The organism is Marinobacterium mangrovicola (assembly GCF_004339595.1).
Lineage (GTDB): Bacteria > Pseudomonadota > Gammaproteobacteria > Pseudomonadales > Balneatricaceae > Marinobacterium_D > Marinobacterium_D mangrovicola.
Window position 1 is genome coordinate 842,017 of the sequence record NZ_SMFU01000007.1, and the last position, 16,344, is coordinate 858,360.

Below are 16,344 nucleotides of genomic sequence, written 5' to 3' on the forward strand. Positions count from 1 at the left end.
GGGGGCGGTCAGATCGGTCTGGCGTAAACCAGAACGCCGAACAGCGGATGATCCAGGTAGTGCAGCTCCCTGGAGCGCATGCGGCGCGACTGTTTTAGCTGATACTGGGCCCCGTTTCGGGTCAGCAGCAGGTTCGGTTTGAAGTGCAGGTAACGGCTGCGGTCCACGCGGATGGTGCCGTCAACGCGGCCATCGCCGGTGTTGATCCGAATCTCCGGATTGCGTCCTGTGCTGACGTTCTGGAACCAGCCGCCATGCCAGAGAATCTGGTACCCTTCACGCTTCAGGCGTGCCGCATCGTCGCTCAATACAAAACTGCTTGATGGCATCGCTTCCAGCTGGGAGTAGGGCGAGCCGTTGTAACTGCTGATGTAACGTGCGCCAGAGGTCGCAGGGGGCTGTGCATTGGGCGCGCTGGCGTTATAGGGCAGGGCGCCGGCGCCGTAGCTGTTCTGCGCGAAAATAACGACTTCGATCGTGTAGTTGCCGGCTGCAAATGCCGGTGCCGCGACACAGAGCAGCAGGGCGCAGAGCATTGATTTTATGCGGTTTGTCATCAGTCTCCCTCGTTGGGTGTCAGCTGGCCAAGCAGGCCTTCGATGCAGTGGAAGCGGTCTTCAGGTTTTGCCATCGGTAGTGTGAACCGAAGCGCGTTGGCGCCGTCCAGTTTATACCGGTTGGGTTGTTGCTGTACCAGCATTACCAGTGTCAGCGGTTCAACCTGGGTGTCGGCGGTAAATTCGATCCGACCGCCCCGGTCGTTGGCTTCCAGTTTGGCGATGCCGAGTTTATCGGCACGCAGCTTAACCGCGGTGAGGCGGAAAAGGTTGCGGGTTGGTTGTGGCAGTATGCCGAAGCGGTCGATCATTTCCACCTGCAGTTCGTCCAGTCCGCGCTCATCGCTGGCGTTGGAGATCCGCTTGTACATAATCAGGCGGTTGTGGACGTCCGGCAGATAGTCATCCGGTATTAGAGCCGGCACGCGCAGGTTAATGTCGCTGCCGTGATTCATCGGTTGATCCAGGTTGGGTGTTTTACCCTCGCGGATCGATTTGATCGCCTGATCCAGCATTTCCATGTAAAGGCTGAAACCGATGCTCTGGATCTGGCCGCTTTGCTCTTCGCCCAGGAGTTCGCCAGCGCCGCGAATCTCCAGGTCATGGGTGGCCAGGGTGAAACCGGCGCCGAGCGTGTTAGACAGGCTGATCGCCTCGAGGCGTTTGGTGGCATCCGGTGTCATCACCTTGGGTGGTGGTGTCAGCAGGTAGGCGTAGGCCTGATGGTGAGAGCGTCCGACGCGGCCGCGCAACTGATGTAGCTGGGCCAGGCCAAATTTGTCGGCGCGCTCGATGATGATGGTGTTGGCGTTGGGTACGTCGATACCGGTTTCGATGATGGTGGTACACACCAGCACGTTAAAGCGCTTGTGATAGAAGTCCGTCATCACCTGTTCCAGCTCGCGTTCGCGCATCTGTCCGTGACCTATGGCTACACGTGCTTCAGGCACCAGTTCGCTGATCTCGGCAGCGGTCTTTTCGATCGATTTGACTTCATTGTGCAGGAAATACACCTGGCCGCCGCGCAGGAGCTCACGCAGGATCGCTTCCTTGAGCATCGGCTTGGCGGATTCGCGCACGAAGGTTTTGATCGACAGGCGGCGGGCAGGCGGGGTGGCGATAATCGACAGATCGCGCATGCCGGACATCGCCATGTTCAGCGTGCGCGGGATCGGTGTCGCGGTCAGTGTCAGAATGTCCACCTCTGCGCGTAGCGACTTGAGGCGCTCCTTCTGCTGTACGCCAAAGCGATGTTCCTCATCGATAATCACCAGGCCCAGCTGTTTAAACTCCAGATCGCCCTGCAGCAGCTTGTGGGTGCCGATCAGTATATCGACCTGGCCTTCGCTGACCTGGCCGGCGATGGTCTGCTGCTGTTTGGCGCTACGGAAGCGGGAAATCAGTTCCACGTTCACAGGCCAGTCGGCAAAGCGGTCGCGGAAGTTATCGAAATGCTGCTGTGCCAGCAAAGTGGTGGGTACCAGCACCGCAACCTGCTGTCCCGCCTGCACTGCAATAAACGCGGCGCGCATGGCGACTTCAGTTTTACCAAAGCCCACATCACCGCAAACCAGTCGGTCCATCGGCTGTGAGGAGCGCATGTCGCGCACCACGGCTTCGATGGCGTTGGCCTGGTCCGGGGTTTCTTCGAACGGAAACCCAGTGGCGAATTTCTGGTAATCCTCTTCCGGACACTCGAAGCTGTGGCCTTCGCGGGCCGCGCGGCGGGCGTATATATCGAGTAGTTCGGCGGCACTGTCGCGGACCTTTTCAGCGGCCTTGCGGCGTGCCTTGGACCACTGTTCGGTGCCCAGGCGATGCAAAGGCGCTGCCTCGTCGGAGGCGCCGGAATAGCGGCTGATCAGGTGTAGCGACGAAACCGGCACGTAAAGCTTGGCGTTATTGGCGTATTCCAGCGTCAGGAACTCGTTAACCTCGCCGTCGGTTTCGATCGTTTGCAGTCCGAGGTAACGGCCGACGCCGTGATCGATATGGACCACCGGCGCACCGATCTCCAGTTCCGAGAGGTGGCGCACGGACTGATCGGAGTCGGTCTGCTCGCGTTCGCGACGCCGGCGCTGGAACACCTGCTGGCCGAACAGTTGGGTTTCCGTGACGACCTGAACATCTTCCAGATTCAAGCCGTGTTCCAGCGGGTATACCGTAATACCAAGCGCTGCCGGATCCTGGCTGAACGCCTGCCAATCGGGGTATTCGCGTAGTTTGAGGCCAGAGCGTTGCGCGAGCGTGATCAGCGATTCACGGCGGCCGGCAGATTCGGCACAGATCAGCAGCGACTGGTTGCTGTTCTGATGCAGCTGTTTAAACAGCGATAGCGGGTCCTGTGCTCCCTGAGGCGCTGTCAGCGAGGGTGGCTCCTGGCAGGGCAGGTTGTCACGACCTGGACGGTTCTCTTCCGCTTCGGGGTTGAGGCGCAGTGCCGGATAAGCCTTAAACGCCAGGTTGAGCGTGTCGGGCGCAAGGAACAGGGTTTCGGGCTTGAGTACCGGGCGCTGCACGTCCCAGGCGCGTTCCTCATAGCGTGAGCCTACTTCACGCCAGAATTGCTGCGCGGCATCGTTGAGTCCTGCCTGCTGGACCAGCAAGGTGTTGGCGGGTAGGTAATCGAACAGCGTGGCGCAGTCGTCGAAAAACAGCGGTAGATAGTATTCGATACCCGCAGGCGTGAGGCCGGAAGAGATATCCTGGTACATCGGGCAGCGGGTGTAGTCCACATCGAAGCTTTCACGCCAGCGCTGCTTGAAACGGGTGATCGCATCCTTGTGGAAGGGATACTCCCGCGCCGGCAGAAGGCGGATCTTGTCGATATGATCAACCGAGCGCTGAGTCTCGGGGTCGAATGTACGCAGCGTATCAATCTCGTCGTCAAACAGGTCGATACGGTAGGGGATGTCACTTCCCATCGGGAACAGGTCGATAAGTGCGCCGCGGATGGCGAATTCACCATGTTCGTAAACGGTATCGACCAGCGAGTATCCGGCATCAGAGAGCTGCTGACGCATCTGTTCCGGGTTGATGGTCTGACCCTTCTCCAGCCAGAGCGAATTGCCGGTGACGAAACTCGGTGGTGCGATTCGCTGCATCAGCGTCGATGCGGGGATAACCAGTACGCCCTTGGTCATCGCCGGCAGCTTGAAGAGAGCTTCAAGCCGGGTCGAAATAATATCCTGGTGTGGAGAAAAGTTATCGTAAGGCAGGGTTTCCCAGTCCGGGAACAGGCTGACCGGTATATCACTGCCGCAATAAAAGCCGATTTCACCGGCGACGCGGGCCGCGCTTTCGCTATCGCGGCAGACCATCAGGATTGGCCCTTTATGACGACCCTGGAGCGACTCGATCAGCAGGCCGGTGGCGCTACCGTTCACCTGGCCGATGCGTCTTACATCTCCAGGGTTCTGGGGTACCGAGGGTTCAAAGCGAACGGGCACGCGAAACTCCTTTTTAGTGCATGGACTGGTATGGGGCGTTACAAAGGCCCGCTATTCTAGCGACCGAGACGGCGACGCGCAGCACCAATTAAACCTGAGCGATGACGGGGGTACAAAAGTATACCTCTGTCGGTTTGCCCGCAGGCCCCGAAATAGTGATAATACGCGCACCAAAATTGAGCTGACACAATTTTCGGAGCTACCGCCCGTGACCCAAGAACTGATTTTAGCCGACTGGAATGCCCGTGAAGCAATCGCTGAAGCGATGGTACCCCTGGTCGGTCGTCTCTACCGTGATCACAACGTTGAGATCTCTATCTACGGCCGCCTGATCGTTAAGCGTTCCGTTATTAATATCCTCAAGGCGCATCGTTATGTTCGCCAGGTTGAGGGTCAAGAGCTGTCCGTCGTGGATACCTTCCCGGTACTCGAGGCGGTAAGTGAGATGGATCTCAATGATGCTCACGTCGATATCGGCAAGCTGGCCGTTAAATTCCGTGATGAGGGCGCTGGTCGCACTCTGAAGGAGTTCCTTGAAGCTGAACTGTCTGGCGCCCTCGGTGGTGAACCGACACCTTCAACCGACGTTGTACTTTACGGTTTCGGCCGTATCGGTCGTCTGCTGGCTCGTCTGATGATCGATCGTTCCGGCGCAGGTCATTCCCTGAGCCTGAAAGCGATCGTTGTGCGTAAGGGCAGTGCTGAAAATGACCTCGAGAAGCGTGCCAGCCTGCTGCGCCGCGACTCTGTTCACGGTTCTTTTAAAGGCACTATCCAGGTTGATGAAGAGACCAACTCGCTTATCGTTAACGGCAACATGATCAAGGTGATCTTCGCCGATGCGCCGGATACCATCGACTACACCGAGTACGGTATCAATAACGCGCTGGTTATCGATAACACCGGTAAGTGGCGCGATGCTGATGGCCTGGCCCTGCACCTGAAATCCAAAGGTGTTTCCCGCGTTATTCTGACGGCCCCGGGTAAGGGCGTTAAGAATATTGTTATGGGTGTGAACGATGGCGACATCACCGATGCTGATCAGATCCTGTCTGCTGCATCCTGCACCACCAACGCCATTACGCCGGTCCTGAAGGCGATGAACGACAAGTACGGTGTGGTTAACGGTCACGTTGAGACCGTTCACTCCTACACTAACGACCAGAACCTGATCGACAACTACCACAAGGGTGATCGTCGCGGTCGCGCTGCGGGTCTGAACATGGTTCTGACCGAAACCGGTGCTGCCAAGGCGGTTTCCAAGGCTCTGCCTGAGATGGAAGGCAAGCTGACAGGTAATGCGATCCGCGTACCGACACCGAACGTGTCCATGGCGATCCTGAACCTGAACCTGGAAAAGCCTGTCGATAAAGATGAGCTCAACGATTACCTGCGTAACGTTGCGCTGCATTCCGATCTGCAGAAGCAGGTTGATTACAGCAACTCTCCGGAAGCGGTTTCCAGCGATTTCGTTGGCTCCCGTGCAGCCGGTGTTGTTGATGGTCTGGCAACGATCTCCAGCGGTAACAGCTGCGTGCTCTACGTTTGGTACGACAACGAGTTCGGTTACAGCTGTCAGGTAGTTCGCCTGGCGCGTGCGATCACCAAATGTACTCTGCCGGCGTTCCCGGTCGAGGGCTGAGCCTCCAGTTGAAGAGAATCAGCTGAATAGAAAAAGCCGCGACAGTGTCGCGGCTTTTTTTTTGTTATTTTTTTACAAGGCCCGCTGAGTGGCTGGATAGGTGTTGCACTAATATGGTGCAAAGGTGTGGCGTTTTTGTAATCAGAGGAAAGAGAATTGCCGACGAAAGTACCTGATCGCAAAGGTAGTTTGTAGAAAAAGAACCGCTCGCTCAGTTATAATTGTCCGGATTTTTGGGTGGCGTCTGTAATACAGCTGACTGAAATACGTTTTGATCCGGTAGCGATGCTGGGTTAGTGGGGGGAGCGTTTCGGTCGAATTACAGGCGCCAGTAAAGTTTATTCTACTAGGTGAGGCGTATGATCAAGATCAATAAAGGTCTGGATCTACCTATTGCAGGCGCACCGGAGCAGGTTGTCTCGGCAACCGTTGATGCGCGTACTGTGGCCCTTGTTGGTTTGGACTACGTTGGTATGAAGCCAACAATGTCTGTCAAAGAAGGGGACCGGGTCAAGCTCGGCGAGGTGATCTTTACCGATAAAAAAACACCAGGCGTTCAGTACACCGCACCAGGCGCAGGTGTCATTCGAGCGGTTAACCGTGGCGAACGACGCGTTCTGCAGTCTGTTGTGATTGAACTGGATGACCAGGAAGAGTCTGTTGAGTTCAACAGCTACTCTGCTGATCAATTATCTGGTCTGAGTCGTGAGCAAGTTGAAGAGAACCTGGTGCAGTCCGGTCTTTGGACCGCATTCCGTACCCGTCCCTTCAGCCGTGTACCCCAGGTTGGCACGACGCCCAGCTCGATCTTCGTTACCGCAATCGATACCAATCCCCTCGCTGCCGATCCGGCAGTCGTCGTTGCTGCTGAGTCTGAAAGCTTCAAACAGGGTCTGACCGTGCTAACCCGTCTGGGTGCCGGCAAGGTATTCCTGTGTAAGGCGCCGGGTGCTGATATCCCCAGCGTTGAAGGTGTAAGCTCTGAAGAGTTTGCCGGTATTCATCCGGCTGGTAACCCAGGTACCCATATCCATCACCTCGATCCGGTTTCCCGGGAAAAGGTAGTCTGGAGTATTGGTTACCAGGACGTGATCGCTCTTGGCAAACTGTTCACCAGCGGCAAGCTGTCCGTTGAGCGAGTGGTTGCCCTCGGTGGTCCCAAGGTTGGCAAGCCGACATTGCTGAAGACCCGTCTGGGTGCATCTCTTGATGAGCTGACCGCTGGCCGCGTTTCCGGCGACAACAACCGTGTTATCAGCGGTTCTGTCTGGAACGGCGCTAACGCCAAAGGTCCGCTGGCCTACCTCGGACGTTACCACGTTCAGGTAAGCGTGCTGGAAGAGGGCGACAGCCGCGACTTCATGGGCTGGATTGCTCCGGGTTCCCAGAAGTTCTCTGTGCTGCGTATGTTTACGTCGATGTTCTCTGCGGGCAAGAAATTCGATTTCACAACGACCACCAATGGATCTGAGCGTGCGATGATTCCCGTAGGTCAGTTTGAGAAGTTGATGCCCCTGGATATCCTGCCGACCCAGCTGCTCCGCGCACTGGTGACCGGCGATATCGTAACGGCGATGCAGCTTGGTTGTCTGGAGCTGGAAGAAGAGGACCTGGCCCTGTGCACCTTCGCGTGCCCTGGCAAGTACGAGTACGGTCCGATCCTGCGTGACAACCTGACGCGCATCGAGAAAGAGGCGTAAGCGAGGCTGGCCATGAGTTTGAGATCTATTCTGGATAATCTCGAACCGCACTTTCACAAGGGCGGTAAGTACGAGAACTGGTACGCGCTTTACGAAGCGGTCGATACCATCTTCTATACACCGGGTCACGTGACCAAAAGCGCAGCTCACGTCCGCGATGGCGTCGATCTGAAGCGCATCATGATCCTGGTATGGTTGTGCACCTTCCCGGCGATTTTCGCTGGTCTATATAACGTAGGTCTGCAGGCTAATACAGCCATGGCGGATCTCGGTATTACCGATCCGGGCACCTGGCAGGGCTCCATCGCCGCTGCGCTGACCGGTTTCGATCCCAACAGTGTCTGGGACAACATCATTCACGGTGCCGCATACTGGCTGCCGATCTACGCGACAACCTTTATTGTGGGCGGCTTCTGGGAAGTCCTGTTTGCGATGAAGCGTGGTCACGAAGTTAACGAAGGCTTCTTCGTGACTTCCGTACTGTTCGCGCTGATCCTGCCGCCGAGCATTCCGCTGTGGCAGGTTGCTCTGGGTATCAGCTTTGGTGTCGTGATCGGTAAGGAAGTGTTCGGTGGTACCGGCAAAAACTTCCTTAACCCGGCACTGACAGGCCGTGCCTTCCTGTTCTTCGCCTACCCGGCGAGCATGTCCGGTGATTCCATCTGGACTGCGGTTGACGGCTTCTCCGGCGCTACGCCGCTGGGCCTGGCTGCCATGGGTGGTGTTGATCAGATCCTGGCTAACAACCTGACCTGGTTTGATGCTTTCCTGGGCACCATTCAGGGTTCAGTGGGTGAGACCTCCACACTGGCGATTCTGATCGGTGGTCTGGTGATCATGTTTGCCGGTATCGCTGCATGGCGCATCGTCCTGGGTGTGTTCCTGGGTATGGTTGCCATGTCCACGCTGTTCAACCTGATCGGTTCCGAAACCAACCCGATGTTCTCAGTGCCGTTCTACTGGCATCTGGTACTCGGCGGCTTCGCTTTCGGTATGTTCTTCATGGCTACAGACCCTGTGTCTGCCTCCATGACCAACACCGGCAAGTGGATTTTCGGTGCGCTGATCGGCGTGATGGTGATTCTGATCCGTGTTGTGAACCCGGCCTTCCCTGAGGGCATGATGCTGGCAATTCTGTTTGCCAACCTGTTCGCACCGCTGATCGATAACTTTGTCGTCCAGTCGAACATCAAGCGGAGGATGAAGCGCAATGTCGTCTAATAACGATTCTATCGGTAAAACGCTTACCGTTACGATCCTGCTCTGCGTGATCTGCTCCGTGGTTGTATCGGCGGCAGCGGTTCTGCTGAAACCGAAGCAGGTTGCTAACCGTGAGCTGGACCGTAAGTCCAACATTCTGGCCGCGGCAGGTATCAGTGATGCTTCCAAGTCGGTCGATGAACTGTTCGCCCAGATCGAGACCCGCTACGTCGATCTCGACAGCGGTAAATTCGTCGATGAGCCGGTTGCCAACTACAACGCTACCAAGGCTGCGAAAGATCCTGAGCTGGGTCATCCGGTACCGCGTAGCGAAGATATCGCTTCAATCAAGTATCAGGCTAATGTGATGCCGGTGTATATCGTGCGTGACTCTGCCAATGATCTTGAAAAGGTGATTCTGCCGGTTCACGGTTACGGTCTCTGGTCTACACTGTATGGCTTTCTGGCACTGGAAGGTGACCTGAACACCGTAGTGGGTCTGGGTTTCTATTCCCACGCCGAAACTCCGGGGCTTGGTGGCGAGGTGGATAACCCTGCCTGGAAAGCACTGTGGCCGGGCAAAGAGGTCTACGGTGAAGACAAAACCGATCCAGAAATTCGCCTGATCAAAGGTAGCGTTGGCGCGGAAACTCCGGATGCCGAGCACAAGGTCGATGGCCTGTCTGGCGCTACCCTGACCAGTAACGGTGTAACTCACCTGTTGCAGTACTGGATGGGTGAAAACGGTTACGCACCGTTCCTGAATAACCTGCGTGCAGGGGAGGCTTGATTATGTCCACGACTAAAGATGTCCTGACGACGCCAATCCTTAAGAACAACCCGATCGCTCTGCAGATCCTGGGTATCTGTTCTGCACTGGCGGTAACGTCAAACCTGGCAACGGCTTTTGTTATGAGTCTTGCCGTAATCTCGGTAACAGCGTTCTCGAACTTCTTCGTCTCGCTGATCCGTAACCACATTCCGGGTTCGATTCGAATCATCGTGCAGATGACGATCATCGCTTCCCTGGTAATCGTGGTTGACCAGATCCTCAAGGCGTTTGCCTACGAGATCTCCAAGCAGCTGTCGGTATTCGTTGGTCTGATCATCACCAACTGTATCGTTATGGGCCGCGCGGAAGCCTTCGCGATGAAGAACCCGCCGATCCAGAGCTTCTTTGATGGTGTCGGTAACGGTCTGGGTTACGGTCTGGTGCTGATGTTTGTCGGTTTCTTCCGTGAACTCTTTGGCTCAGGTTCCCTGTTCGGTATCGAGATCCTGCCGTTGGTTAACAACGGTGGCTGGTACCAGGGTAACGGTATGCTGCTGCTGCCGCCGAGTGCGTTCTTCCTGATCGGTCTGTTTATCTGGGGTGTTCGCACCCTGCGTAAAGAGCAGGTCGAGAAGCCGGAGTACACCATGTACCCGAACACTAAGAAGGGGGCTGCGTAAGTCATGGAACAGTATATCAGCCTTGCTGTTAAGGCGATCTTCGTCGAAAACATGGCGCTGGCCTTCTTCCTGGGGATGTGTACGTTCCTGGCGATCTCCAAGAAGGTACAGACTGCTATAGGCCTGGGTGTTGCCGTTGTCGTGGTGCTGGTTATTACCGTGCCGGTCAACAACCTGATCTATAACAATCTGCTGCGTGAGGGCGCGCTGGCCTGGGCCGGCTATCCTGAAGCAGACCTCAGCTTCCTGGGTTACATCTCTTACATCGGGGTTATCGCGGCGATCGTCCAGATCCTCGAGATGTTCCTCGATAAGTTCGTACCTGCGCTGTATAACGCGCTGGGCGTGTTCCTGCCGCTGATCACCGTGAACTGCGCCATCATGGGTGCCGCACTGTTCATGGTCGAGCGTGACTACACCTTCGGTGAAAGTGTGGTTTACGGCGCAGGCGCAGGCCTGGGTTGGGCGTTCGCGATCACTGCGCTGGCAGGTATTCGTGAAAAGCTGAAGTACAGCGACGTGCCGGAAGGGCTGCGTGGCCTGGGTATCACCTTCATTACTGTTGGTCTGATGTCCCTGGGCTTCATGTCTTTCTCTGGCGTTCAGCTGTAACAGCTGGGTATGAACAGCATTAAGGATGGAATAAACCTATGAATGTAGAAATCATTCTGGGTGTGGTCATGTTCACGGTGGTGGTGCTTGCACTGGTTGCCGTGATCCTGGCTGCACGCGCAAAACTGGTCAGTTCCGGTAATGTGACCATCGAGATCAACGATGATCCCGATAAGTCGATCACTGTTCCGGCTGGCGGCAAGCTGCTTCAGACTCTGGCGGACAAGGGTATCTTCCTGGCGTCAGCCTGTGGTGGTGGTGGTACCTGTGCACAGTGTAAGTGTCAGGTGACCGACGGTGGTGGCTCTATGCTGCCGACCGAAGAGTCTCACTTTAATCTGCGTGAAGCGAAAGATGGCTGGCGTCTGTCCTGCCAGGTTTCCGTCAAGCAGGATATGAAGATCCACGTTGAAGACGATGTCTTCGGTGTGAAGAAGTGGGAATGTACCGTCGAGTCCAACCCGAACGTTGCAACCTTCATCAAGGAACTGACGCTGAAACTGCCGGAAGGCGAGAACGTCGATTTCCGTGCAGGTGGTTATGTTCAGCTGGAAGCGCCGGCGCACGAAGTTCACTACAAGGACTTCGACATCGAAGAAGATTTTCGCGGCGACTGGGACAAGTTCAACCTTTGGCAGTATGTCTCCAAGGTCAATGAGCCGGTTATCCGTGCCTACTCCATGGCGAACTACCCGGAAGAGAAGGGCGTTGTTAAGTTCAACATCCGTATCGCTTCTCCGCCTCCGGGCAGCCAGGGTATCCCGCCGGGCCAGATGTCTTCCTACGTGTTCAGTCTGAAACCGGGCGATAAGATCACTGTATACGGACCGTTCGGTGAGTTCTTCGCCAAGGACACCGAGAACGAGATGGTCTTCATCGGTGGTGGTGCCGGTATGGCGCCGATGCGTTCACACATCTTTGACCAGCTCAAGCGCCTGAACTCCAAGCGCAAGATCTCTTTCTGGTACGGCGCACGTTCTACCCGTGAAGCCTTCTATGTTGAAGAGTTCGATCAGCTGGCCGAAGAGAACGAAAACTTCAGCTGGCACCTGGCTCTGTCTGATCCGCTGCCGGAAGACAACTGGACAGGTTACACCGGCTTTATCCATAACGTGTTGTACGAAAACTATCTGCGGGACCACGATGCGCCTGAAGATTGCGAGTACTACATGTGTGGACCGCCAATGATGAACGCCTCTGTTATCAAGATGCTGGAAGATCTCGGCGTTGAGCCGGAAAACATCCTGCTTGATGACTTCGGTGGTTAATCCGGATGGCAGTAGTTAAACACTACCTGAAATGGCCGGCAGCTCTGCTGCTGGCCGTTTTCGTTCTAAGCGGCTGCTCCCGTGAGCCGGAGGTCATCGGCTTTAATGGCATGACCATGGGAACCACCTATAGCATTCGCTGGGTGGATACAGACGAAGAGCGCATCGAAGAGCTGCGTCCGCTCGTCGACAACCTCCTCAAGGAGGTTAACCAGCAGATGTCCACCTATATCGAAGACTCCGAACTGTCGCGCTTTAACGCGCTGCCTGCTGGCGGTTCTCTTGAAGTGTCGTCACAACTGGCAGATGTTGTTACTCAGTCGCTTCGTATCAGCAATCTGAGCGATGGCGCATTTGATGTGACGGTAGGTCCACTGGTGAACCTTTGGGGGTTCGGGCCGGATGGGCGTATCATAAAGGCGCCGTCGGAAGAGAAGGTCGAAAGTCTGCTTGGCGAAGTCGGTTACCAGAATATCTCTGTCGAAGGTAACAGACTCTCCAAAAGCGGTACTCAATACGTCGACCTGTCTGCAATAGCCAAGGGCTATGGCGTAGATGAGGTTGCGGCACTTCTCGAGCAACAGGGCATCAAAGATTACCTGGTGGAGATCGGCGGTGAGTTACGTGCATCGGGTCTGAAACCGGGTGAAAAAGACTGGCGAATTGCTATCGAAAGTCCGGTGGCAGGCGAGCGCGATGTGGAACGGGTGGTCAGCGTTAGCGACACTGGCATTGCGACTTCAGGCGACTACCGTAACTACTTCGAGGAAAACGGTCAGCGTTTTTCCCACACGATCGATCCGCGAACAGGGCGGCCGATCACGCATAAACTGGCATCGGTAACGGTGCTGCGGCCGAAATGCTATGAGGCCGACGCGCTGGCTACCACGCTGATGGTGCTGGGCGACGAGGCGGGGCCTGAGTTTGCCGAAGAGCATGGGATCGCCGCATTTTTCATTATCAAGCAGGGTGATGGATTCATAGAGCGTTCTACGCCGGAGTTCGATCATTTTCTGCAGGAGGTGAACTGATGGATACCTTGATACTTACCTTTGTTGTTTTACTTTGCATCATCACCGCCATGTCGGTGGGGGTGTTGATGGGCCGCAAGCCGATTGCAGGCTCCTGCGGTGGCATGAGCGCGCTGGGTATGGATACCGCCTGTGATATCTGTGGCGGTGACCAGGCGAAGTGTGACGAAGAGCAGCAGCGAAACAAAGGGGCTGCCAAGTCAGGCATGAGCAATGATGATCTCGCCTACGAAGTAAAAGCCAAATAATCGAACAATGTAATTCGAATAGATAATGGGCGTGGCCGCTGAGTTTTAGTAGGGTAACGGCCACGTCTGGTACCAGTGCACTGCATAAGGGGAAGTTAATGGCTGTATATGACTATGATGTCGTAATTATCGGGTCTGGACCCGCCGGTGAAGGCGCGGCGATGAGCGCTGCCAAGAAGGGCAAGCGTGTCGCAGTCGTCGAGGAGCAGGACACTGTCGGCGGTAACTGCACCCACAAAGGTACCATCCCCTCTAAAGCCCTGCGTCACTCGGTCAAGCAGATTATAGAATTTAACACCAGCCCGATGTTTCGTGATATCGGTGAGCCGCGTTGGTTCTCCTTCCCGAAAGTATTAAATCGCGCTGAGAAGGTAATCTCCAATCAGGTGATGCTAAGAACCAACTTCTACGCGCGTAACCGTGTCGATGTGTTCTTTGGTCGTGCCCAGTTCAGCAAACCCGGTGAAGTGGTTATCGAGGGCGAATCCAATGCTCGCGAGGTGCTGCGTGCGAAGAACTTCGTCATCGCCACCGGCTCCAGTCCCTACAAACCGGCCGATGTCGATTTTGATCACCCGCGTATCTACAACTCGGACACTATTCTCAAGCTCAACCACACGCCACGCACCCTGGTGATCTACGGTGCGGGTGTTATCGGCTGTGAGTACGCCTCTATCTTCAGCGGTTTGGGCGTTAAGGTCGATCTCATCGACACCCGCGACCGTCTGCTCTCCTTCCTGGATAGCGAGATATCCGACTCCCTGAGCTACCACTTCCGTAACAATGCCGTGAAGATCCGTCACAACGAGGAATATCAGTCGGTTGAGGGTGATGGCCACGGCGTGATCATCAATCTGAAATCCGGTAAGCGTATCCGCGCAGATGCCTTCCTCTGGTGTAACGGCCGTACCGGCAACACTGAAGGACTGGGGCTCGAAAACATCGGCCTGACAGCCAATAACCGCGGCCAGCTTGCCGTCGATGGTCACTATCGTACCGAGTGCGAAGGCGTTTATGCCGTAGGTGATGTGGTTGGCTGGCCGAGCCTTGCGTCGGCCGCTCTCGACCAGGGGCGTGCTGCTGCGGCTGACATGCTTAACGGCGATGACTTCCGTTACATTAACGAAGTACCGACCGGTATCTACACCATTCCGGAAATCAGTTCTATCGGTAAAACTGAAGAGGAGCTGACGGCGGAGTCGGTACCTTATGAAGTAGGTCAGGCTTTCTTCAAGGATACGGCACGCGCCCAGATTTCCGGCGAGCCGGTGGGCATGCTGAAGATCCTGTTTAACCGCGAGACGCTGGAGATCCTCGGTATTCACTGTTTCGGTGACCAGGCGTCTGAGATCGTCCATATCGGTCAGGCGATCATGGCGCAGAAGGGCGAGGCGAACACGTTGAAGTACTTCATCAACACTACGTTCAACTACCCGACCATGGCGGAAGCCTACCGCGTCGCGGCGATTGCCGGTCTGAACCGTATCGATAACCTTTGATTGTTATCTGACGGACTATGAAAAAGGGGCCAAGTGCCCCTTTTTTGTTACCGCGTTTTACCCTTTTTGCTTTTGGCGTTGATCACCTGATCGGTGCATCAGGCTTGATCAAAGTAAACCCGCGTTCGCGGTTGAGCCTCAGCGTTCAGCAATCGCTTCCTTGTGTGTATAGATGATAATAATTATCATCGCCTTCTTCTCGAGATACTCCCCCTGTTTAGCCCCGAAGGTGCATAGGTCTGATGGAAGGATCCCCGATACTGCAAGGCGCAATATTTCCGACGTTTGTCCGCTACGCGATACCCTCAATACTCGGCTTGCTGGCGATAACGACGGCAAGCATTGTCGATGGTATTTTTGTCGGTCGGTTTGTCAGTTCCGATGCGCTGGCAGCGGTCAACCTGATGATTCCCTATCTGACACTCGTGTTTGGTCTTGCGCTGATGATCGCCATCGGCGGCGCTGTGCGAGCGGGGCGGTCTTTGGGGGCGGGACATCACGACCAGGCGTCAGGGGTATTCAGCCGCTGTATGTTCAGCGTTGTGGCGATGGCGCTGCTTTTCCTGATTCCGGGGTTATTGTTTGATGGCAGCGTACTAACGCTGCTGGGTGCGCCTGAGCATCTGCACGAAACCATGAGGCCATACTTTCGTTGGCTCAGTGTCGTCCTGGTGTTGCAGCTTACCTCCATGGTTTTGTACTACTTCGTCCGCATGGATGGGCAGCCCGGCCTGGCGACCCTGGCCCTCTCAGTGGGGGCAGTCGCCAATATCTTGTTGGACGCTCTGTTTATTATCCATTTTGAGCTGGGCCTTGTCGGAGCTGCCTGGGCCACGGGGCTGGCACAACTGCTTCAGCTTGCTGTGTTGACTCGCTATTTCCGCCGCCCCGGGCGCAAGCTGCGCTTCATGCTTCGTCCCGGCCAGTGGAGCGATATGTTCAAGGTCGCGTATAACGGCGTGTCCGAGTTCATTAATGAGTGCTCGGGTGGGGTGGTGATACTGGTGCTCAACTGGCTGCTTGTCAGCCGTCTCGGGGTTGATGGGATAGCGGCCTTCACAGTGGTGAACTACACCATCTTTCTCAGCCTGATGATCTACTACGGCATTGCCGACGCTGTTCATCTTTTGGTGAGCCAGAACCTGGGGGCAGGGCAGGCGGGCCGTATTCGTGGCTTCATGAGCAGTGCGTTTCTGATGGTGGCCTGTGTGGCGGTCGTTCTGGTTTCGGTGCTACTGGCGGGCGGTGATTGGCTTATTGGCCTGTTTCTTCAGGGCGCGGACAGTTCTGTACTGGAGCAGTCGCACGATTTTATCGCGGCGGTCTGGCCGCTCTTTCTGGTTAATGGCTTGAATGTCTGTCTGTCGATCTACCTGACCGCAATGCATCAGCCGTTGCCCTCTTTGGTAGTGGCCTTGTCTCGCAGTCTGGTGTTGCCGGTAGGATTGCTGTTTGCCATTGCGACCCTGTTCCCGCAGGTTTCAATCCTGGTGGCACTGCCAATCGCGGAGTGGGTGACCTTTGCCCTCGCACTGGGTTGCTACCGGGCTTTCTCACCTGAACGGGCTATGCTTCGTTGCCAGGCTATGGGTTAGCGTTAGAATAACTTGTAACAGATGTAAATGCTGTTGCGAGTGATAATGGTTATCAAGTAGATTTCCTCTGTCCCGGTTAGGTCGTGGTGTC

The 16,344-nt window shown here is 55.7% G+C and carries 13 protein-coding genes; 11 read left to right on the plus strand and 2 right to left on the minus strand.

The window, feature by feature from the left end; translation table 11 throughout:
- Positions 1 to 8 precede the first annotated feature (8 nt).
- Positions 9 to 557: a CsiV family protein gene (locus tag CLV83_RS04815; RefSeq protein WP_132288274.1), complete on the minus strand. Its 549-nt coding sequence runs from the start codon at positions 555 to 557 to the stop codon at positions 9 to 11.
- On the minus strand, positions 557 to 4,006 hold the full coding sequence (mfd, locus tag CLV83_RS04820; RefSeq protein WP_132288277.1) for a transcription-repair coupling factor: 3,450 nt from the start codon (positions 4,004 to 4,006) through the stop codon (positions 557 to 559). Before mfd ends, CLV83_RS04815 begins: the two co-directional genes overlap by 1 nt.
- 208 nt (positions 4,007 to 4,214) lie before the next feature.
- On the opposite strand from mfd, the gene CLV83_RS04825 reads away from it, so the two are divergent.
- The 11 genes from CLV83_RS04825 (at position 4,215) to CLV83_RS04875 (ending at position 16,253) form a co-directional block, all read left to right on the plus strand.
- The gene (locus CLV83_RS04825; RefSeq protein WP_207894728.1) at positions 4,215 to 5,648 is read left to right on the plus strand and encodes a glyceraldehyde-3-phosphate dehydrogenase; all 1,434 of its coding nucleotides are present in this window, start codon (positions 4,215 to 4,217) and stop codon (positions 5,646 to 5,648) included.
- Between the two features lie 359 nt (positions 5,649 to 6,007).
- A complete protein-coding gene (locus tag CLV83_RS04830) occupies positions 6,008 to 7,348 on the plus strand; it encodes a Na(+)-translocating NADH-quinone reductase subunit A (RefSeq protein ID WP_132288280.1) in 1,341 nt (446 codons plus the stop codon).
- Positions 7,349 to 7,360: 12 nt separating this feature from the next.
- Positions 7,361 to 8,569: an NADH:ubiquinone reductase (Na(+)-transporting) subunit B gene (locus tag CLV83_RS04835; RefSeq protein ID WP_104002019.1), complete on the plus strand. Its 1,209-nt coding sequence runs from the start codon at positions 7,361 to 7,363 to the stop codon at positions 8,567 to 8,569.
- Complete coding sequence (locus CLV83_RS04840; protein ID WP_132288283.1) at positions 8,559 to 9,338, plus strand: Na(+)-translocating NADH-quinone reductase subunit C; 780 nt, start codon at positions 8,559 to 8,561, stop codon at positions 9,336 to 9,338. The genes CLV83_RS04835 and CLV83_RS04840 overlap by 11 nt, the downstream gene beginning before the upstream one ends.
- A gap of 2 nt (positions 9,339 to 9,340) precedes the next feature.
- Positions 9,341 to 10,000, plus strand: a complete 660-nt coding sequence (locus tag CLV83_RS04845; protein WP_132288286.1) for an NADH:ubiquinone reductase (Na(+)-transporting) subunit D — start codon at positions 9,341 to 9,343, stop codon at positions 9,998 to 10,000.
- Positions 10,001 to 10,003: 3 nt separating this feature from the next.
- Entirely contained in the window at positions 10,004 to 10,612 is a 609-nt protein-coding gene (gene nqrE, locus CLV83_RS04850) for an NADH:ubiquinone reductase (Na(+)-transporting) subunit E (protein ID WP_104002016.1), read from the plus strand.
- A 38-nt stretch (positions 10,613 to 10,650) separates the two neighbouring features.
- Positions 10,651 to 11,880: an NADH:ubiquinone reductase (Na(+)-transporting) subunit F gene (gene nqrF, locus CLV83_RS04855; protein ID WP_132288289.1), complete on the plus strand. Its 1,230-nt coding sequence runs from the start codon at positions 10,651 to 10,653 to the stop codon at positions 11,878 to 11,880.
- A gap of 5 nt (positions 11,881 to 11,885) precedes the next feature.
- Positions 11,886 to 12,911 carry an FAD:protein FMN transferase gene (locus CLV83_RS04860; protein ID WP_132288292.1) on the plus strand — a complete coding sequence of 342 codons (1,026 nt, stop codon included), beginning with the start codon at positions 11,886 to 11,888 and terminating at the stop codon, positions 12,909 to 12,911.
- Positions 12,911 to 13,159 (plus strand): (Na+)-NQR maturation NqrM, encoded by a 249-nt coding sequence (nqrM, locus tag CLV83_RS04865; RefSeq protein ID WP_132288295.1) that lies wholly within the window; start codon positions 12,911 to 12,913, stop codon positions 13,157 to 13,159. Before CLV83_RS04860 ends, nqrM begins: the two co-directional genes overlap by 1 nt.
- 98 nt (positions 13,160 to 13,257) lie before the next feature.
- Positions 13,258 to 14,658, plus strand: a complete 1,401-nt coding sequence (gene sthA, locus CLV83_RS04870) for a Si-specific NAD(P)(+) transhydrogenase (protein WP_132288298.1) — start codon at positions 13,258 to 13,260, stop codon at positions 14,656 to 14,658.
- A gap of 242 nt (positions 14,659 to 14,900) precedes the next feature.
- Positions 14,901 to 16,253, plus strand: a complete 1,353-nt coding sequence (locus CLV83_RS04875; RefSeq protein ID WP_132288301.1) for an MATE family efflux transporter — start codon at positions 14,901 to 14,903, stop codon at positions 16,251 to 16,253.
- Positions 16,254 to 16,344 lie beyond the last annotated feature (91 nt).

What these genes read in the sequence shown, in the direction of transcription:
- CLV83_RS04835 (WP_104002019.1), top strand. Translation starts at nt 7,361, where the DNA reads ATGAGTTTGAGATCTATTCTGGATAATCTCGAACCGCACTTTCACAAG.
- CLV83_RS04860 (WP_132288292.1), top strand. Translation starts at nt 11,886, where the DNA reads ATGGCAGTAGTTAAACACTACCTGAAATGGCCGGCAGCTCTGCTGCTG.
- nqrE (WP_104002016.1), top strand. Translation starts at nt 10,004, where the DNA reads ATGGAACAGTATATCAGCCTTGCTGTTAAGGCGATCTTCGTCGAAAAC.
- CLV83_RS04815 (WP_132288274.1), bottom strand. Translation starts at nt 557, where the DNA reads ATGACAAACCGCATAAAATCAATGCTCTGCGCCCTGCTGCTCTGTGTC.
- CLV83_RS04875 (WP_132288301.1), top strand. Translation starts at nt 14,901, where the DNA reads ATGGAAGGATCCCCGATACTGCAAGGCGCAATATTTCCGACGTTTGTC.
- CLV83_RS04830 (WP_132288280.1), top strand. Translation starts at nt 6,008, where the DNA reads ATGATCAAGATCAATAAAGGTCTGGATCTACCTATTGCAGGCGCACCG.
- CLV83_RS04845 (WP_132288286.1), top strand. Translation starts at nt 9,341, where the DNA reads ATGTCCACGACTAAAGATGTCCTGACGACGCCAATCCTTAAGAACAAC.
- CLV83_RS04840 (WP_132288283.1), top strand. Translation starts at nt 8,559, where the DNA reads ATGTCGTCTAATAACGATTCTATCGGTAAAACGCTTACCGTTACGATC.
- nqrM (WP_132288295.1), top strand. Translation starts at nt 12,911, where the DNA reads ATGGATACCTTGATACTTACCTTTGTTGTTTTACTTTGCATCATCACC.
- sthA (WP_132288298.1), top strand. Translation starts at nt 13,258, where the DNA reads ATGGCTGTATATGACTATGATGTCGTAATTATCGGGTCTGGACCCGCC.
- nqrF (WP_132288289.1), top strand. Translation starts at nt 10,651, where the DNA reads ATGAATGTAGAAATCATTCTGGGTGTGGTCATGTTCACGGTGGTGGTG.